This window comes from Streptomyces sp. NPDC034099 (assembly GCF_055575415.1).
In genome coordinates this window covers 39,741-59,113 of the sequence record NZ_JBVISR010000017.1, presented here as the reverse complement: position 1 = coordinate 59,113, position 19,373 = coordinate 39,741, and the positions used below count along the sequence as shown (strand labels likewise).

Genomic DNA, 19,373 nt, shown 5'->3' with positions numbered 1-19,373 from the left:
GGCCAAGACCGTTGCCGGCGGCGCCGGACAGGAATCTTGGGGACGACTCTTGTGCCCCCCGAGGGGTTAACTTAACCTCGCTGCAACATCGAAGCGCTTCGACGCACGCTGGTTCCAGTTCCCTCAACACACCGCGGCCGACGACCCCGTCGGGTCTCCTGCGGTGCGCCACGAAGGCACGAAGGGTTGACGCACATGACGCCGAACGCCGCCTCCGGTCCCAGCCGGAGAAGTTTCCTCGCCTCCACCGCGGTCGCCACCGCGGCGGTGGCGGGAGGGGTGCCGCTGCTCTCCGCCTGCGGCGGATCCGACGGAGGCTCGCGCGACGGCACCACGTCGGGCAAGGACGCCGAGAAGCTGCTGCCGGCGTACGTGGCGGCCAGCGTCGTCACGCCCGACATCCCCAGCAAGAACGGCTCCGCGGTCGGCTTCACGAGCAAGCTCGACCTCGCGGAGCTGAAGACCTCGGTGCCCAAGAAGCTCGGCAAGGGCGGCGGGGTCACGATCATGTCGCCGTTCTGGGGGTCCCCGCCCAAGGCGGACAACGCCTACTACAGGGCGATGAACGACCTCATCGGCGTCGACGTGGCCTGGCAGAACCAGGACGGCAACACCTACGACCAGAAGCTCGGCGCGGTCCTCGCCTCCAGCGAGGTGCCGGACGTGGTGGTCGTGCCCGGCTGGAACATGACCGGCAAGATACCCAGCGCCATCATCGGCAAGTTCGCCGACCTCGGCCCCTACCTGTCCGGCGACGCGGTCAAGGAGTACCCGAACCTCGCCGCGATCCCCACCGACGCCTGGCGGCGGTCCATCTTCGGCGGCAAGCTGCTCGGCCTGCCGATGCCGTCCTCGTACGTGTCCGGCATCGTGCCGCTGTACCGGCAGGACATCTTCGAGAAGGAGGGCTACGAAGTCCCCCGGTCCTGCGACGAGTTCATGGCGCTGGCCAAGGACGCCACCAACGCCAGGGCCAAGCGCTGGGCCTGTCTTGACATGAAGTGGACCGCCTTCAACGCCTTCGGTGTGCTCTCCGGCAACGAGAAGTCGCTCGGCTGGAACCAGGTCGACGGCAAGCTGGTCTACCGCGCCGAGACCGACGAGTACCTCGAAGCCCTGGAGTGGACGCGCAAGCTGTTCGCCGCCGGGGTCGTGCACCCCGACGCCAAGCTCGGCAAATCCAACGCCGCGGACCCCGGACCCAAGTTCGCCGCCGGCGAGTTCCTCGTCTACAACCAGGACATCTCCCAGTGGTGGAGCCGCACCGCGGAACAGGCCACCCAGAATCCCGGGTTCAAGATCTGGGGCATGGACTTCTTCGGGCACGACGGCGGCGCCCCCACGCTGTGGGCGCAGAACCCGGCCAGCATCTTCGCCTTCGTCAACAAGAAGGCGTCCAAGTCCGTGATCCGGGACGTGCTGGCCGTCGCCAACGTCACCGCGGCGCCGTACGGGACCAAGGAGTACATGGCCACCAACTACGGCGTCGAGGGCACCCACTACACCGTCAAGGACGGCGTGCCCACCAAGACCGACCAGGGCAACATCGACGTGATGAACGCCTACGTGATGGTGGCGAGCCCCGCCGCGACCATCGCCCACCCCGACTTCCCCGAGGTCGCCAAGGGGCAGGTCGAGTGGCAGCAACGGACGGGCGCCGTCACCAAGAAGCCGACGTTCTACGGCATGCAGATCGTCGAGCCCGCCCGCTACACCAACCTCTCCAACGACTTCGAGCAGCTGGAGGACGACATCGTCCGCGGCCGCAAGAAGATCGGCGACATGCAGCAGGCGGTCTCCGACTGGAAGAGCAAGGGCGGGGACAAGCTGCGCGACTGGTACCAGAAGCTCCTCGACGAGAACGGGCCGGCGGCCGGCTGACCAGGTACCGAGGCAAGGAGAACCACCGTGTCCCACAGCACGGTGCCTCGGACCAGGACCGAGGCCGATGCGACGAAGAAGACCCCGGTGGCGTCCGGTGACGCCACCGGCCCCCGCCGGAAGAAGCGGCACCCCGGGAAGCTGAGCCTGCGGCTGCGGTTCCGGCGCGACCGCGTACTGCTGCTGATGACCCTGCCGGCCGTGCTGCTGGTGCTGCTCTTCAACTACGTGCCGATCCTCGGAAACGTCGTCGCCTTCCAGGAGTACGACCCGTACATCTCCGACAACGGCGTCGTCTCCATGCTGCACAGCCCCTGGGTGGGCCTGGAGAACTTCCAGCGGATCTTCGAGGACTCCGCCTTCTGGAACTCGGTGCGCAATACGCTCGTGCTCTTCGTGCTCCAGCTCCTGCTGTACTTCCCGATCCCCATCGGGCTCGCGCTGCTCATCAACAGCGTGGTCAGGCCCCGGGTGCGGGCGATCTCGCAGGCCATCCTCTACCTGCCGCACTTCTTCTCGTGGGTGCTGGTCATCGCCGTCTTCCAGCAGCTGCTCGGCGGCGCCGGGCTGCTGTCCCAGCTGCTGCGCGACCACGGGTACGACGGGCTCAGCGTCATGACCGACCCGGACACCTTCAAGTTCCTGGTCACCGCGCAGAGCGTGTGGAAGGACGCCGGCTGGGGGATCATCGTCTTCCTCGCCGCCCTCGCCTCGGTCAGCCCCGACCTGTACGAGGCCGCCGCGATGGACGGCGCGAACCGCTGGCGCCGCATGTGGCACGTCACGCTGCCCGCGCTGCGCCCGGTGATCGCCCTGCTGCTGGTGCTGCGCGTCGGCGACGCCCTGACGGTGGGCTTCGAACAGATCCTGCTGCAACGCGACGCCGTCGGCCCCGGCGCCGCGGAGGTCCTCGACACCTTCGTGTGGTGGAACGGCGTGCGCAACCAGGACTTCGGCTACGCGGCCGCCGCGGGGCTCGTCAAGGGCGTCATCAGCCTCGGCCTGGTGCTGGTGGCCAACAAGGTGGCCCACCTCATGGGCGAGCAGGGGGTGTACAAGAAGTGACCGCCGTACCCGAAGCCACGGCCGTACGGGAGGCGACCGCCGTGAGCGAGGCGCCCGTGCGCCGGCCCCGCCCGTGGGCGGCCCCGCCCCGCCCCGCGTGGGAGGAGAAGCCCAGCCGGGCCGGACTCGCCGGCAAGGGGCTCGTGCTGCTCCTGGCCTGCCTGGGCATCCTGTTCCCGCTGTGGATCGTCGTCGTCACCAGCTTGTCCAGCCGCAGGTCCATCGACGAGGCCGGCGGCCTGGTGATGATCCCCAAGGACATCACCTTCGCCGCCTACCAGGAACTGCTCAGCGGCGGCCAGGTCACCCGCGCCGCCCTCGTCAGCATCGGCGTCACGCTGGTCGGCACCCTGTTCTCCATGGCGGTGTCCGTGCTGTGCGCCTACGGCCTCTCCCGCACCGGCTCCCTCGGCCACCGCTGGATCCTCATGGTGCTGCTCGCCACGATGTTCTTCAGCGCCGGTCTCATCCCCACCTACCTGCTGGTGCAGTCCCTCGGCCTGACCGACAGCTACCTCGCGCTGATCCTGCCGAGCGCGATCAGCGTCTTCAACATCCTGGTGCTGCGCGGCTTCTTCATGGGCATCTCCCAGGAACTGACCGACAGCGCCCGCATCGACGGCGCCGGGGACCTGCGCATCCTGTGGCAGATCGTCCTGCCGCTGTCCCGCGCGGTCGTCGCGGTGATCACCCTGTTCTACGCCGTCGGCTACTGGAGCGCCTGGTTCAACGCCTCCCTCTACCTGAACGACCAGGACATGCTGCCCCTGCAGAACGTCATGATCCAGCTGGTGCAGAAGCAGGAGGCTCCGGTCGGCCTCGGCCAGGCCATCAAGACCGGTGAACTCTCCGGCCTTGCCGTGCAGATGGCCGTGATGGTCATGGCCCTGCTGCCGGTCGCCGTACTGTCGCCCTTCGTCCAGCGCCACTTCAAGAAGGGCATGCTCACCGGGGCGGTGAAGGGCTGATGCCGAACCTGTCCGACGTCACCGGCCGGCGCATCCTCTACGGCGGCGACTACAACCCCGAGCAGTGGCCCGAGGAGACCTGGCCCGAGGACGTCCGCCTGATGAAGGCCGCCGGCGTCAACTCCGTCACCCTCGGCGTCTTCTCCTGGTCCAGGCTCGAACCACGCCCCGGCGTCCACGACTTCGCCTGGCTGGACCGGCTCATGGACCTGATGCACCAGGCCGGTATCGGCGTCGTCCTCGCCACCCCCACCGCCTCGCCCCCGCCCTGGCTGGGACACCTGCACCCCGACACCCTGCCCCGCGACGCTGAGGGCCGCACCGAGTGGTGGGGCGGCCGACAGCACTTCTCGCACTCCAGCACCACCTACCGCCGCCACGCCGCCGCCGTCACCGAGGCCCTCGCCGCGCGGTACGCGGGCCATCCGGCCCTGACCCTGTGGCACATCAACAACGAGTACTGCACCTACGACTACGGCGACGAGGCCGCCACCCGCTTCCGCCGCTGGCTCCAGGACCGCTACGGCACCCTCGACGCCCTCAACACCGCCTGGGGCACCGCCTTCTGGAGCCAGGGCTACGGCGACTGGGCCGAGGTCGCCCCACCCCGCCACGCCCACTACCTGAGGAACCCCACCCAGGTCCTGGACTTCAGGCGCTTCACCTCCGACATGCTCCTGGAGTGCTACACCGCCGAGCGCGACATCGTCCGCCGCCACACCCCGCACATCCCGGTCACCACCAACTTCATGCCGCTGTGGTCCGGCCAGGACGCCTGGCGCTGGGCCGAGGAGGAGGACGTGGTCTCCGTCGACCTCTACCCCGACCCGCGCGACCCGTTCGGCGCCCAGGAGGGCGCCCTGGTCCAGGACATGACCCGTTCGCAGGCGCGCGGCCCGTGGATGCTCATGGAGCAGGCGGCCGGACCCGTCAACTGGCGCGGAGTGAACCACCCCAAGCCGCGCGGCCTCAACCGCCTCTGGTCGCTCCAGGCGGTGGCCCGCGGCGCCGACGCCGTCTGCTACTTCCAGTGGCGCCAGTCACGGCAGGGCGCCGAGAAGTTCCACTCCGGGATGGTGTCCCACGCGGGGGAGGAGGGCCGTACCCACCAGGAGGTCGTCCAGCTCGGCGCCGACCTCGCGCGGCTCGGCCCGTACGCGGCCGGTGGCACGATCAGCGCCGACATCGCCGTCCTGCACGACTGGCACTCCTGGTGGGCCGCCGACCAGGAGGCCCGGCCCTCCGCCCGCGTCGACCACGCGGACGTCCTGCGCACCTGGCACCGCGCGCTGTGGCGGGCCCACCTCACCACCGACTTCGCCCACCCGGAGGGCGACCTCACCCCGTACAGGGTCGTCGTCGTGCCCCAGCTCTACGCCCTCACCGACGCGGCGATCGACAACCTCCTCGCCCATGTCCGCGGCGGCGGCACCCTCGTCTGCGGCTTCCTCACCGGCGTCGCCGACCTGGACGACCGGGTCAGGGCCGGCGGCATGGACGCCCGGCTGCGCGAGCTGTTCGGCATCCGCACCCTGCACGAGTGGTGGCCCCTGGACGCCGGCGAGAGCGCCGACTGCGACGGCTTCCGCGGCACCCTCTGGTCGGAGGAGATCGAACCCGACGGCACCGCGTCCGAGACGGTCCCGTACCGGGGCGGCGAGCTGGACGGACTCCCGGCCGTCCTGCGCAAGGGCCGCGCCTGGTACCTCTCCACCCTCCCCGAGCCGGACGCGCTGCGCGACCTCCTGGCCCGCGCCGCGTCCGACGCGGGCGTCCGCCCGGTGCTCGACGCCCTCCCGGCCGACGTCGAGGCGGTACGCCGGGGCGACCTGCTGTTCCTCCTCCACCACGGCCGCGACCCGGTCACCGTCGACGTCCCCGGCACCCACCGGGACCTGCTGACCGGAGCCGTCGTCACCGACCACGTCGCCCTCGGCCGCTACGGCGTGGCCGTGCTGGGCGACCCGGAGCCGACGTCATGAGCGGCACGCCCGTGCAGGGCACCTGGGAGCCGGAGCCCGCCGCCCGCTGGGAGGACGCCTTCCTGAGCGGCAACGGCCACCACGGCGCCCTCGTGTTCGGTGATCCGAACGCCGACCGGGTGATCGTCACCCACCACACCCTGGTCCGCCCGGACGGCGACGACGCACACCGCCGCCCGCCCGCGCTCGCCGCCGGACTCCCCGCCCTCCAGGAGCGCCTGCTCGCCGGGGACGCCACCGCCGCCGAGGACTTCACCGACGGCCGCCCGCTGCGCTGGGTACGCCCCTTCCACCCGGCCTTCCAACTGCGCCTGGACCGGCCGCAGGACACCGACGCCCTCGACACCCACGCCCCCTACCGCCGCGCCGTCGACTTCGCCACCGGCGAGACCACGGCCACCCGCGGCGCCTGGATCAGCCGTGTCTTCGTCTCCCGCGCCGACGACGTGATCGTCCAGCGCGTCACCGCCCCGCGCCTCACCCTCGACCTGTCCCTCGACCCCCGTCTCCCCGGCGCCCCCGCCGGGCTGGGCATCGGCCACGGCACCGTCCTCACCCCCGAGGGCGCCCTGCTCACCCTGCGCGCCCGCTATCCCGGCAGCGGCCTCGCCTACACCGGCGTCACCCTCGCCGCCGTCACCGGCGGCACCACGAAGCTCGTACCGCCGGGCGTCCTCGTCGAGGGCGCCACCGAGGTGCTGCTGCTGACCCGGGTGCGCCGCCACACCGGCGAGCTGGACACGGTCGCCGAGACCCGCGCCCTGCGCGACCTGCTGGACGGAGCCCCGCCCGCGGCCTCGTACGACGACCTGCTCGCCCGGCACCTGACCCACCACCGCACCGCCTACGACCGCGTCACCCTCGACCTCGCCGCCGACCCCGCCGAACGCGCCCTGCCGGGCTCGGTCCTGCTCGCCCGGCCCGGCGGCGGCGCCGCCCTCCTGGAACGGCTCTTCGCCGCCGGCCGCTACCACCTGCTGTCGGCGAGCGGCCTGCTCCCGCCCCGCCTCACCGGCCTGTGGACCGGCGACTGGAACACCGCCTGGTCCGGCGCCTTCACCACCAACGCCAACCTCAACCTCCAGACCGCCTCCGCCGCGGCCGCCGCCCTCCCCGAGGTCACCGAGGCCCACGCCGCCCTGGTCCACCGGCAACTGCCCGACTGGCGGGACAACGCCCGCGAGATCTTCGGCACCCGGGGCGTGGTCGCGCCCTCGCACACCGACGGCGAGTGCGGCCACACGTACCACTTCAGCCGCGAATACCCGCTGCACCTGTGGACCGCGGGCGCCGACTGGCTGCTCAAGCCCCTCGTCGACCACGACGAGACCCACGGCACCGAGGACCCCCGCACCACCGCCGCCCTGGCCGAAGTCGCCCTCTTCTACGAGGACTTCCTCCACCGCGCCGACGAGCACGGCCACCTGGCCGTCGTCCCCTCCTACTCGCCCGAGAACCGTCCCGCGAACGCGAGCTGGGGCACCCTGAACGCGGCGATGGACCTCTCCGCCGCCCGGCACGCCCTGCTCACCGCCGCCGCCCGCCACCCCGGGCACGCCGACCGCTGGCGCGCCCTCGCCGACCGCCTCCCCGCGCACCGGGTCAACGCCGACGGCGCGCTCGCCGAGTGGGCGTGGCCCGGCCTGGCGGACACCTACGACCACCGCCACCTCAGCCACCTCTACGGCGTCTGGCCGCTGGAGGAGATCAACCCGTACGACACCCCCGGCCTCGCCGAGGCCGCGCACCGCGCCCTCGAACTGCGCGGCGCCGAGAACGACTCCGCCCACGGCCACCTCCACCACGCCCTGGTCGCGGTCAGGCTCCGCGACGGCGACCGGGTCGCCCACGCGCTCGGCCGGGTACTGGACGGCGACTACTTCCACGCGTCCCTGATGAGCGCGCACTACCCCCACCGCGACGTCTACAACGCGGACGCCGCGCACGCCCTGCCCGCCGTGCTCGTCGAGATGCTCGTGCAGTCCACCCCCGGCCGGCTGGTCCTGCTGCCCGCCCTGCCCGCCTCCTGCCCGCAGGGCGGACTCAGGGGCGTACGCACCCGGTTCGGGGCCACCGTCGACCTCACCTGGACGCCCGACGGCGGCGCGACGGCCGTCCTGCGCCCGGACCGCTCCCGCCGCATCGAACTCAGGACTCCCTCCGGCGCCGAACCGCTCGACCTCGTCGCCGGGGAGGACCGCGTCATCAGCGTCAAGGCGCGGTAACACCAGCGCACGTCCCCCCACCCATGGAAGGAAACGCCATGGCACCACGCACGCGCCCCACCCACACCCGGACCCGCGTCCGCACGCGCACCCTGACCGCGCTCCTCGCCCCGGCCCTCGCGCTCGGCGCCACCGTCGGCCTCGCCTCCGCCCCCGCCCAGGCCGCCGTCTGGAACTCCTGCGACCAGTGGGGCAACACCACCCTGGACGGCTACACCCTCTACAACAACATCTGGGGCTCCGGCGCGGGAAGCCAGTGTGTCTGGGCCAACTCCGGCACCAACTGGGGCGTCTGGGCGGACCACCCCAACACCGGCGGCATCAAGTCCTACCCGAACGCCAAGAAGGTGATCAACAAGCCGGTCACCTCCCTCGGTTCGCTCAGCAGCAGCTACAACGTCACGGTCCCGTCCTCCGGCGCGTACAACACCTCGTACGACATCTGGGACACGGACTACGACTACGAGATCATGCTCTGGGTCAACTACAACGGCGCCGTCGGCCCCCTCGGCACCGCGCAGGGGACCGTCAGCCTCGGCGGTCACACCTGGAACGTCTACAAGGGGGACAACGGCGCCAACGAGGTCTTCTCGTTCCTGCGCACCTCGGACTCGAACTCCGGCACGGTGGACATCCTCCCGATCCTGAAGTGGATCAAGGACACCAAGGGCTGGATGGGCAACGAGACCATCGGTGACGTGCAGTTCGGCTACGAGATCACCTCGTCCGCCGGCGGCCTGGACTTCCGCACCAACAACCTGACGGTCAGCGGCGGCTGACCACGGCACCCGCGCACCACCGCACGGGGGCCGGTCCCGGGGCCGGCCCCCGTGCTCACTCCGCGTCCGCGGCCACCGGCAACCGTGCGCCGTCCCGGAGGAAGAGCGGGATCCGGTCCAGCGGCGCGTCCACCGTCACGGCGGCGCCGCCCCCGTACCTCTCGCCCGTCCACGCGTCCGTCCAGCGCGCACCCGCCGGGAGGTGCACCGTCCGGACCGTGGCGCCCGCCGTCAGCACCGGCGCGACCAGCAGGTCCCGGCCGAAGAGGTAGGCGTCGTCCACCGCCCAGGCCGCCGGGTCCGCGGGGAACTCCAGGAACAGCGGCCGCATCACGGGCAGCCCCACCTCGTGCGCCTCGCGCATCACGCCGAGCACGTACGGCTTGAGCCGCTCGCGCAGCCGCAGGTACTTCTCCAGGATCGGATACGCCTCGTCGCCGTACGACCACACCTCGTTCGGGCCGCCGGTCATGTCCGGGCCCAGCGGCATGCCCGGGTCGCGGAAGCCGTGCAGCCGCATCAGCGGGGACAGCGCGCCGAACTGGAACCAGCGCACCAGCACCTCGCGGTAGGCCGGGTCGTCCGGGTCGCCGCCGTGGAAGCCGCCGATGTCCGTGTTCCACCAGGGGATGCCGGAGAGCGCGGTGTTGAGCCCGGCCGCGACCTGACGGCGCAGGGTCGCGAAGTCGGTGCCGATGTCGCCGGACCACAGGGCGGCGCCGTGGCGCTGGCTGCCCGCCCACGCCGAGCGGTTGAGGGTGATCACCTCGTCCACGCCGGACGCGCGCAGGCCCTCGTCGAAGGCGCGGGAGTTCTCGGCCGGGTAGAGGTTGCCGACCTCCGGTCCCGGGCCCGCCCAGTAGCGCAGGTTCTCCGGGAAGCCCGGCTTCAGCTCCGGTTCGCAGGCGTCCAGCCAGAAGGCCGTGATGCCGTACGGGTCGAGGTAGTTCTCCTTGACCTTCGACCACACGAACGCGCGGGCCTCGGGGTTGGTGGCGTCGTAGAAGGCCACCTGGACCGTTGACGCCACCCCCTTGTCCGGCCAGTCGGCGTGCGCCAGCGGGCCGTACTGGGTGCCGATGAAGTGGCCGCGCTGCTCCATCACCGGGTGGTTCTCGGACAGCGGCGACACCGACGGCCAGACGCTGACGACCAGCTTGACGCCCAGCTGGTCCAGCTCCCGGACCATCGCCGCCGGGTCGGGCCACTCGGCCGGGTCGAACTTCCAGTCGCCCAGGTGGGTCCAGTGGAAGAAGTCGCAGACGATCGCGTCGATGGGCAGTCCGCGCCGCTTGTACTCGCGGGCCACGGCGAGCAGTTCGTCCTGGGTGCGGTAGCGCAGCTTGCACTGCCAGAAGCCCGCCGCCCAGGCAGGCAGCATCGGTGTGCGGCCGGTCACCGCGCTGTAGCGGCGCTGCGTGTCGGCCGGGGCGCCCGCGGTGATCCAGTAGTCGATCTGGCGGGCCGAGTCGGCGACCCAGCGGGTGCCGCCCAGGGCCAGCTCCACACGGCCGATCGCCGGGTTGTTCCACAGCAGCGTGTAGCCGCGGCTGGAGGTGAGCACCGGTATGGAGACCTCGGCGTTGCGCTGGACCAGGTCCACGACCAGGCCCTTCTGGTCGAGCCTGCCGTGCTGGTGCTGACCGAGGCCGTACAGCTTCTCGTCCTCGTAGGCGGCGAAGCGCTGCTCCAGGCGGTGGTGGCCGCCTCCGACCGCCGTGTACAGGCGCGGCCCGGGCCACCAGAAGTGGGCCCGCTCCTCGGCCAGCAGCTCACCGCCGTCCGCCGTGCGCACGAAGCGCACCAGCCCCTCGGCACCGACCTCAACGGTCAGCGCGCCGACGGTGAGCGTGCCGTGCCCGTCCTCGATCTTGACGGTGCTCCCGGTCGACGGGGCCTCGGGGAGCAGCGCCCCCGGCAGGTCCTCCAGCACCGGACCGCCGAGGCGGGCCCGTACCCGGACGGCATCCGGACCCCACGGCTCGATCCGGACGGTCTCCTGACGGCCGCTCCACTCCAGGGCGCCGTCCCGCTCCCGGAAGGTGCCGACGGTGGGGGAGGACTGGGCGAGGCCGACCGGGGACGCCGACTGGGCGGGCTGGATCACGAGGCACGCTCCTGGGAGAGTCCTGCGGGGGTCGGAGGGCAGCGGGGCGGAGGAGTGCTACGGCCGGACGGGCGCCGGTCCCGAGCTGGCCCGGACCGTCAGCTCCGGCGCGAGCAGCACGACCTCGTCGCTGCCGCGGCCGTCGAGCTTGGCGACCAGCTGTTCCACGGCCCGCCGCCCCATCTCCTGCGCGGGCACCGCGACCGAGGTGAGCCGCACCGAGGCCTGGGTGGCGACCTGCTCGGGGCAGACCGCGACCACCGACACGTCCTCCGGCACGGCCCGGCCCTGCTGGCGCAGCAGGGCGAGCAGCGGCTCGACCGCCGCCTCGTTCTGGACGACGAAACCCGTGGTGTCCGGGCGCTCGTCGAAGACCCGGGCCAGCGTCGCGGCCATCGCGTCGTACCCGCCGTCGCAGGGCCGGTGCAGCAGCCGCAGCCCCAGCTCCCGTGCGCGGGTGCGCAGACCGTCGAGGGTGCGCTCGGCGAAGCCGGTGTGCCGCTCGTAGACGGCGGCGGCCTCGCCGATGACCGCGATGTCCCGGTGGCCCAGCTGTGCCAGGTGCTCCACGCAGAGCGCACCGGTCGCCCGGAAGTCCAAGTCGACGCAGGTCAGGCCCTCGGTGTCGGCGGGGAGCCCGATCAGTACGGACGGCTGGTGGGTGTCGCGCAGCAGGGGGAGCCGCTCGTCGTCGAGTTCGACGTCCATGAGGATCATCGCGTCGGCGAGTCCGCTGCCGGTGACGCGGCGCACCGCGTCGGGGCCCTCCTCGCCGGTGAGCAGCAGGATGTCGTACCCGTGGGTGCGCGCGCCGGCCGCGACCGCGATCGCGATCTCCATCATCACCGGCACGTACATGTCGGTGCGCAGCGGGATCATGAGAGCGATGATGTTCGACCGGCTGCTGGCCAGGGCGCGGGCACCCGCGTTCGGGTGGTAGCCGAGCTTCCGGATGCTCTCCTCGACCCGCTGCCGGGTGGTGGTGGAGATGGACCGCTTGCCGCTGAGGACATAGCTCACCGTGCTCGCCGAGACTCCGGCGTGCTGGGCGACCTCGGCGAGGGTGACCATCCAGCTCTCCAAGCTTTGTGAAGCGCTTCGACAGCGCGTGGGGGCTAACAGGGGCGGGCGAGGGTGGTTCGACAGTAGCCGCAGCGAGGATAGGTGTCCATAGTCAGTCGAAGCGCTTCGACTGCCATTTCCTCCGCGTTCCCCTCGTCGAGTCTCCCCCCGCAGTATCGGCCGAACGGCCGCACGAAGGGTGGCTGGGCCGCCCGGGATCGGGTACATACGATCGAGTAGCACCGACTAGTAACGTACGTCCGCAAGTTCGTGCAGGGCGATTCGTGGCGAGGTGAGCCTCATGTCCGCACCACCCACCCCCTCCTCCCGTCCCACCGTCACCGAACGTGAGGCCCGACAGGTCGCGGAGGCGGCCCGGGAACAGGACTGGCGCAAGCCCAGCTTCGCCAAGGAGCTGTTCCTCGGCCGCTTCCGTCTCGACCTCCTCCACCCCCACCCCCTCCCGGCCGACGAGGACGTCCAGCGGGGCGAGGAGTTCCTCGCCAAGCTGCGCGACTTCTGCGAGACGAAGATCAACGGGGCGGTGATCGAGCGCGACGCGCGGATCCCCGACGACGTGATCACCGGGCTGAAGGAGCTGGGCGCCTTCGGCATGAAGATCGACACCAAGTACGGCGGTCTCGGCCTGACCCAGGTCTACTACAACAAGGCCCTCGCCCTGGTCGGGTCCGCGAACCCGGCGATCGGTGCGCTGCTCTCCGCCCACCAGTCGATCGGCGTGCCGCAGCCGCTGAAGATGTTCGGCACCCGGGAGCAGAAGGACACGTTCCTGCCGCGCTGCGCCCGCACCGACATCTCGGCGTTCCTGCTGACCGAGCCGGACGTCGGCTCCGACCCGGCCCGCCTGGCCACCACCGCCGTCCGGGACGGCGACGACTACGTCCTCGACGGCGTGAAGCTGTGGACCACCAACGGCGTCGTCGCCGACCTCCTCGTGGTCATGGCCCGCGTCCCCAAGCCGGAGAAGGGCGAGGGAGGCACGGACGGCAAGGACGGCAAGGGGGGCATCACCGCCTTCGTGGTCGAGGCCGCCTCCGAGGGCATCACCGTCGAGAACCGCAACGCCTTCATGGGCCTGCGCGGCCTGGAGAACGGCGTCACCCGCTTCCACCGCGTCCGCGTCCCGGCCGCCAACCGCATCGGCCCCGAGGGCGCCGGGCTCAAGATCGCCCTCACCACCCTCAACACCGGCCGCCTCTCGCTGCCCGCCATGTGCGTCGGCGCCGGCAAATGGTGCCTGAAGATCGCCCGCGAGTGGTCGGCGGTGCGCGAGCAGTGGGGCAAGCCGGTCGCGCTGCACGAGGCGGTCGGCTCCAAGATCTCCTTCATCGCGGCGACGACCTTCGCGCTGGAGGCCGTCCTGGACCTCTCCTCCCAGATGGCCGACGAGGACCGCAACGACATCCGCATCGAGGCCGCCCTCGCCAAGCTCTACGGCTCCGAGATGGCCTGCCTGATGGCCGACGAACTGGTCCAGATCCGCGGCGGCCGGGGCTTCGAGACCGCAGCCTCCCTCGAGGCCCGCGGCGAGCGCGCGGTCCCCGCCGAGCAACTCCTGCGGGACCTGCGCATCAACCGCATCTTCGAGGGCTCCACCGAGATCATGCACCTGCTGATCGCACGCGAGGCCGTCGACGCCCACCTCTCGGTCGCGGGGGACCTGATCGACCCCGACAAGACCCTGTCCGACAAGGCGAGGGCGGGCGCGCAGGCCGGCGTCTTCTACGCCAAGTGGCTGCCGAAGCTCGTCGCCGGCCCCGGCCAACTCCCGCGCTCGTACGCCGACTTCCACCCCTCGGGCCTCCCCGACCTGTCCGGTCACCTGCGCTACGTCGAACGCACCGCCCGCAAGCTCGCCCGCTCCACCTTCTACGCCATGTCCCGCTGGCAGGGCCGGATGGAGACCAAGCAGGGCTTCCTGGGCAGGATCGTCGACATCGGCGCGGAGCTGTTCGCGATGAGCGCCGCCTGTGTGCGCGCCGAGCACCTGCGCGCCAAGGACGACCACGGCCGCGAGGCCTACCAGCTCGCCGACGCCTTCTGCCGCCAGTCCCGCCTCCGGGTCGAGGAACTCTTCGGCCGCCTGTGGAGCAACACCGACGACCTGGACCGCAAGGTCGTCAAGGGCGTGCTGGGCGGCGCGTACGAGTGGCTGGAGCAGGGCGTCGTCGACCCCTCGGGCGACGGCCCGTGGATCGCGGACGCCACACCGGGCCCGTCCCAGCGGGAGAACGTCCGCCGCGCCATCGGCTGACCGGGCCCGGCCCCGGCGATCCCTCGCGCGGGTGCGCGACACCCGTGCGAGGGACGCGCTGTCCTCCCGGAGGGCCGTTGCGGCCACAATGGGGGGATGAGCGACAGTCCAGCCCCACTCGCCGACCCCCACCTCGTCTACGACCCGGTGGCGGGCGACGGCCCGAAGGACGTGGTGATCCTCGGGTCCACCGGGTCGATCGGGACCCAGGCCATCGACCTCGTGCTGCGCAACCCGGACCGCTTCCGGGTCACCGCCCTGTCCGCCAACGGCGGCCGGGTCGCCCTCCTCGCCGAGCAGGCGTACCGGCTGAAGGCGCGGACCGTCGCCGTCGCCCGCGAGGACGTCGTGCCGGTGCTGCGGGAGGCGCTCACCGCCCAGTACGGCGCGGGGGAGCCGCTCCCGGAGATCCTCGCCGGGCCGGAGGCGGCCACCCTGCTCGCCGCCTCCGACTGCCACACGGTGCTCAACGGCATCACCGGCTCCATCGGACTCGCGCCCACCCTCGCCGCCCTGGAGGCGGGCCGCACCCTCGCGCTGGCCAACAAGGAGTCGCTCATCGTCGGCGGCCCGCTGGTCAAGGCGCTGGCCAAGCCGGGCCAGATCATCCCGGTCGACTCGGAGCACGCCGCCCTCTTCCAGGCGCTGGCCGCCGGCACCCGCGCCGACGTGCGCAAGCTGGTCGTCACCGCGTCCGGCGGCCCCTTCCGTGGCCGGACGAGGGACCAGCTGGCGGCCGTCACCGTCGAGGACGCCCTCGCCCACCCCACCTGGGCCATGGGTCCGGTGATCACGATCAACTCCGCCACCCTGGTCAACAAGGGCCTGGAGGTGATCGAGGCCCATCTGCTCTACGACATTCCCTTCGACCGCATTGAGGTGGTCGTGCACCCGCAGTCGTATGTCCACTCGATGGTTGAGTACACGGACGGATCGACCCTGGCCCACGCCACGCCCCCCGACATGGGCGGGCCCATCGCCGTCGGCCTCGGCTGGCCCGAACGCGTCCCCGACGCCGCCCCCGCCTTCGACTGGAGCAAGGCCTCGACCTGGGAGTTCTTCCCGCTCGACAACGAGGCCTTCCCCTCGGTGGACCTGGCCCGGCACGTCGGACAGCTCGCGGGCACGGCCCCGGCGGTGTTCAATGCCGCCAATGAGGAGTGCGTCGAGGCGTTCCGCTCCGGCGCGCTGCCGTTTCTCGGGATCATGGAGACCGTCACGCGGGTGGTCGAGGAGCACGGCACCCCCGGTACGGGAACCTCGCTCACCGTCGCGGACGTCCTCGAAGCGGAGACCTGGGCACGCGCCCGGGCCCGGCAACTGGCGGCACAGACGGCGGAGGCCCGTGCATGACGACCCTGATGTTCATCCTCGGCATAGTCCTCTTCGCCGTCGGTCTGCTCTTCTCCATCGCCTGGCACGAGCTGGGCCACCTGTCCACGGCCAAGATGTTCGGCATCCGGGTGCCGCAGTACATGGTGGGCTTCGGACCGACGCTCTTCTCGAAGAAGAAGGGCGACACCGAGTACGGGGTAAAGGCCATCCCCTTCGGCGGCTACATCCGCATGATCGGCATGTTCCCGCCCGGTCCCGACGGCCGCCTGGAGGCACGCTCCACCTCGCCCTGGCGCGGGATGATAGAGGACGCCCGCTCGGCCGCCTTCGAGGAACTGCGGCCCGGTGACGAGAAGCGCCTCTTCTACACGCGCAAGCCGTGGAAGCGCGTCATCGTGATGTTCGCCGGTCCGTTCATGAACCTCATCCTCGCCGTGGTGCTCTTCCTCACCGTGCTGATGGGCTTCGGCATCTCGCAGCAGACCACCACCGTCAGCTCCGTCTCGCAGTGCGTCATCTCGCAGAGCGAGAACCGCGACGACTGCACCAAGGCGGACCCGGCCTCCCCGGCCGCCGCGGCGGGCCTCCGGGCCGGGGACAAGATCGTCGCCTTCGACGGCGTACGGACTGACGACTGGGACAGGCTGTCCAACCTGATCCGCGCCAACCCCGGCGAGAAGGTGCCGGTCGTCGTCGAGCGCAAGGGCGAGGAGATCACCCTCCACGCGACCATCGCCACCAACAAGGTCGCCAAGAAGGACTCCCACGGACAGATCGTCCAGGGCGAGTACGTGACCGCCGGCTTCCTCGGCTTCAGCGCCGCCACGGGCGTGGTGAAACAGGACTTCGGCCAGTCCGTGACCTGGATGGGCGACCGGATCGGCGACGCCGTCGACTCCCTCGCCGCGCTGCCCGCCAAGATCCCCGCCCTGTGGGACGCGGCCTTCGGCGACGGACCCCGGGAGGCCGACTCCCCGATGGGCGTCGTCGGCGCCGCCCGCGTCGGCGGGGAGATCGCCACCCTGGACATCCCGCCCACCCAGCAGCTCGCCATGTTCGTCATGCTGGTGGCCGGCTTCAACCTCTCCCTGTTCCTCTTCAACATGCTCCCGCTGCTGCCGCTCGACGGAGGCCACATCGCGGGCGCGCTGTGGGAGTCGCTGCGCCGGGCCACCGCCAAGGTGCTGCGCAGGCCCGACCCCGGGCCCTTCGACGTGGCGAAGCTGATGCCGGTGGCCTACGTGGTGGCGGGCGTCTTCGTCTGCTTCACGCTGCTCGTGCTGGTGGCGGACGTCGTCAACCCGGTGCGCATCACCTGACGACCGGACCGTCCGCGCGGGATCCGGCGTGATCACCCGATCCACCGACCGTCGGACCGATCCGATGAGAAGCCCGATCCGGAGAGCATGTCCCTCCGGACCGGGCTTCACTCCCTACGCCCGGCAGATGGACGCCAAAGGGTGCAGGCCCGTACGCCGCGTACCCGGTGTTCATGCGGGTGCCGTAATCTCGATTGCCGGAGCCCGCCGCTGAACGGGACCGGACCTTGATCCACGACTTGGGGTTGCACAGCAGATGACTGCGATTTCTCTCGGCATGCCGGACGTTCCGACCAGGCTCGCGGAGCGCCGCAAGAGCCGGCAGATCCAGGTCGGGCCCGTGGCGGTGGGCGGCGACGCCCCCGTGTCGGTGCAGTCCATGACGACCACCCGCACGTCCGACATCGGCGCCACGCTCCAGCAGATCGCCGAGCTGACGGCGTCGGGCTGCCAGATCGTGCGTGTGGCCTGCCCCACCCAGGACGACGCCGACGCGCTGCCCGTCATCGCGAAGAAGTCGCAGATCCCGGTGATCGCGGACATCCACTTCCAGCCCAAGTACGTCTTCGCCGCGATCGAGGCCGGCTGCGCGGCGGTCCGGGTGAACCCGGGCAACATCAAGCAGTTCGACGACAAGGTCAAGGAGATCGCCAAGGCGGCGAAGGACCACGGCACCCCGATCCGCATCGGCGTGAACGCGGGCTCCCTGGACCGCCGCCTGCTCCAGAAGTACGGCAGGGCGACCCCTGAAGCGCTGGCGGAGTCCGCTCTGTGGGAAGCCTCGCTCTTCGAGGAGCACGACTTCCGGGACATCAAGATCTCGGTCAAGCACAACGACCCGGTCGTCATGGTCGAGGCCTATCGCCAGCTCGCCGCCCAGTGCGACTACCCCCTCCACCTCGGCGTCACCGAGGCCGGCCCCGCCTTCCAGGGCACCATCAAGTCGGCCGTCGCCTTCGGCGCCCTGCTCTCCCAGGGCATCGGCGACACCATCCGGGTGTCGTTGAGCGCTCCGCCGGTCGAGGAGATCAAGGTCGGCATCCAGATCCTGGAGTCGCTGAACCTGCGCCAGCGCGGCCTGGAGATCGTCTCCTGCCCGTCCTGCGGCCGCGCCCAGGTCGACGTGTACAAGCTTGCCGAGGAAGTCACCGCCGGCCTCGAGGGCATGGAGGTCCCCCTCCGCGTGGCCGTCATGGGCTGCGTCGTCAACGGCCCCGGCGAGGCCCGCGAGGCCGACCTCGGCGTCGCCTCCGGCAACGGCAAGGGCCAGATCTTCGTGAAGGGCGAGGTCATCAAGACCGTCCCCGAGTCGAAGATCGTGGAGACCCTCATCGAGGAAGCCATGAAGATCGCCGAGCAGATGGAGAAGGACGGCGTGGCCTCCGGCGAGCCCTCCGTCGCCGTGGCGGGCTGATCCCTCCCACCGCTGCCGCGTCGCCCCAGGGGGGCGGCGCGGCATATTCGCGGCAGGTACAGTGCGGGAACCAGCAGATCTCAGGGTGAGGCCCCCGCACGTGTTGACGCAGACCACCTCCCGCGTGCTCGAACCGAGCGACCTGGACGCCGCGCTCGCCATCCTCGACCGCGACCCGGTCACGAACGCCTTCGTGACCGCCCGCGTCCAGATCGCCGGACTCGACCCGTGGCGCCTCGGCGGCGAGATGTGGGGCTGGTACGAGCACGGCATGCTCACGTCCCTGTGCTACGCGGGCGCCAACCTCGTGCCCATCTGCGCCACCCCCCGCGCCGTCCGCGCCTTCGCCGACCGCGCCCGCCGGGCCGGCCGCCGCTGCTCCTCGATCGTCGGCCCCGCCGGCCCGACCGCCCAGCTGTGGCGGCTGCTCGAACCCGGCTGGGGCCCGGCCCGCGAGGTCCGCACCCGCCAGCCCCTCATGGTCACCGACCGCCTCCCCGACGACATCGCCCCGGACCCCTACGTCCGCCGCGTCCGCAAGGACGAGATGGAACGGATCATGCCGGCCTGCGTGGCGATGTTCACCGAGGAGGTCGGCATCTCCCCGATGGCCGGCGACGGCGGCCTGCTCTACCAGGCCCGGGTCGCCGAACTCGTCGGTTCCGGCCGCTCCTTCGCCCGCTTCGACGCCGACGGCAAGGTCGTCTTCAAGGCCGAGATCGGCGCCGCCACCGACCGCGCCTGCCAGATCCAGGGCGTGTGGGTGGCCCCCGAGTACCGCGGCAAGGGCCTGGCGGCACCCGGCATGGCGGCGGTCCTGCGCTACGCCCTCGCGGACGTCGCCCCGGTGGCGAGCCTCTACGTCAACGACTTCAACACCGCGGCGCGACGGACGTATCTCCGGGTCGGCTTCCAAGAAGTGGGCGCGTTCATGAGCGTCCTGTTCTGAACCCGCGGCAGC

The 19,373-nt window shown here is 71.4% G+C and carries 13 protein-coding genes; 11 read left to right on the top strand and 2 right to left on the bottom strand.

The annotated features are described in order from the left end of the window. Nucleotides 1-195 precede the first annotated feature (195 nt). The 6 genes from ACZ56V_RS34505 to ACZ56V_RS34480 are packed head-to-tail and all read left to right on the top strand — an operon-like array spanning nucleotide 196 to nucleotide 8,900. Entirely contained in the window at nucleotides 196-1,881 is a 1,686-nt protein-coding gene (locus ACZ56V_RS34505; protein WP_467384623.1) for a type 2 periplasmic-binding domain-containing protein, read from the top strand. 27 nt (nucleotides 1,882-1,908) lie between these two features. Then, nucleotides 1,909-2,946, top strand: a complete 1,038-nt coding sequence (locus ACZ56V_RS34500; protein ID WP_398914924.1) for an ABC transporter permease — start codon at nucleotides 1,909-1,911, stop codon at nucleotides 2,944-2,946. 41 nt (nucleotides 2,947-2,987) lie between these two features. Beyond that, nucleotides 2,988-3,914, top strand: a complete 927-nt coding sequence (locus ACZ56V_RS34495) for a carbohydrate ABC transporter permease (protein WP_468947600.1) — start codon at nucleotides 2,988-2,990, stop codon at nucleotides 3,912-3,914. Beyond that, nucleotides 3,914-5,896 (top strand): beta-galactosidase, encoded by a 1,983-nt coding sequence (locus ACZ56V_RS34490; protein ID WP_468947536.1) that lies wholly within the window; start codon nucleotides 3,914-3,916, stop codon nucleotides 5,894-5,896. Before ACZ56V_RS34495 ends, ACZ56V_RS34490 begins: the two co-directional genes overlap by 1 nt. Beyond that, nucleotides 5,893-8,121, top strand: coding sequence for a glycosyl hydrolase family 95 catalytic domain-containing protein (locus tag ACZ56V_RS34485; RefSeq protein ID WP_468947534.1), 2,229 nt, complete (start codon nucleotides 5,893-5,895; stop codon nucleotides 8,119-8,121). The genes ACZ56V_RS34490 and ACZ56V_RS34485 overlap by 4 nt, the downstream gene beginning before the upstream one ends. A gap of 38 nt (nucleotides 8,122-8,159) precedes the next feature. Continuing rightward, on the top strand, nucleotides 8,160-8,900 hold the full coding sequence (locus tag ACZ56V_RS34480; protein ID WP_398914930.1) for a glycoside hydrolase family 12 protein: 741 nt from the start codon (nucleotides 8,160-8,162) through the stop codon (nucleotides 8,898-8,900). 55 nt (nucleotides 8,901-8,955) lie between these two features. Here the strand turns inward: ACZ56V_RS34480 and ACZ56V_RS34475 are convergent, their stop codons facing one another. Together ACZ56V_RS34475 and ACZ56V_RS34470 are read right to left on the bottom strand one after the other, a co-directional pair. Beyond that, nucleotides 8,956-11,007: a glycoside hydrolase family 31 protein gene (locus tag ACZ56V_RS34475; RefSeq protein ID WP_467384617.1), complete on the bottom strand. Its 2,052-nt coding sequence runs from the start codon at nucleotides 11,005-11,007 to the stop codon at nucleotides 8,956-8,958. Nucleotides 11,008-11,064: 57 nt separating this feature from the next. Then, on the bottom strand, nucleotides 11,065-12,078 hold the full coding sequence (locus ACZ56V_RS34470; protein WP_398914933.1) for a LacI family DNA-binding transcriptional regulator: 1,014 nt from the start codon (nucleotides 12,076-12,078) through the stop codon (nucleotides 11,065-11,067). A gap of 292 nt (nucleotides 12,079-12,370) precedes the next feature. Between ACZ56V_RS34470 and ACZ56V_RS34465 the strand changes: the two genes are divergently transcribed. The 5 genes from ACZ56V_RS34465 to ACZ56V_RS34445 all read left to right on the top strand — a co-directional run bounded on the left by ACZ56V_RS34465 (nucleotide 12,371) and on the right by ACZ56V_RS34445 (nucleotide 19,361). Then, nucleotides 12,371-14,344: an acyl-CoA dehydrogenase family protein gene (locus ACZ56V_RS34465; RefSeq protein ID WP_468947531.1), complete on the top strand. Its 1,974-nt coding sequence runs from the start codon at nucleotides 12,371-12,373 to the stop codon at nucleotides 14,342-14,344. A 96-nt stretch (nucleotides 14,345-14,440) separates the two neighbouring features. Then, a complete protein-coding gene (gene dxr, locus ACZ56V_RS34460) occupies nucleotides 14,441-15,697 on the top strand; it encodes a 1-deoxy-D-xylulose-5-phosphate reductoisomerase (protein WP_398914937.1) in 1,257 nt (418 codons plus the stop codon). Nucleotides 15,698-15,705: 8 nt separating this feature from the next. Next, nucleotides 15,706-16,998 carry a M50 family metallopeptidase gene (locus ACZ56V_RS34455; RefSeq protein ID WP_398915004.1) on the top strand — a complete coding sequence of 431 codons (1,293 nt, stop codon included), beginning with the start codon at nucleotides 15,706-15,708 and terminating at the stop codon, nucleotides 16,996-16,998. A 256-nt stretch (nucleotides 16,999-17,254) separates the two neighbouring features. Further along, entirely contained in the window at nucleotides 17,255-18,412 is a 1,158-nt protein-coding gene (gene ispG, locus ACZ56V_RS34450) for a flavodoxin-dependent (E)-4-hydroxy-3-methylbut-2-enyl-diphosphate synthase (protein ID WP_352146767.1), read from the top strand. 100 nt (nucleotides 18,413-18,512) lie between these two features. Beyond that, a complete protein-coding gene (locus tag ACZ56V_RS34445) occupies nucleotides 18,513-19,361 on the top strand; it encodes a GNAT family N-acetyltransferase (protein WP_198601929.1) in 849 nt (282 codons plus the stop codon). Nucleotides 19,362-19,373: the final 12 nt, after the last annotated feature.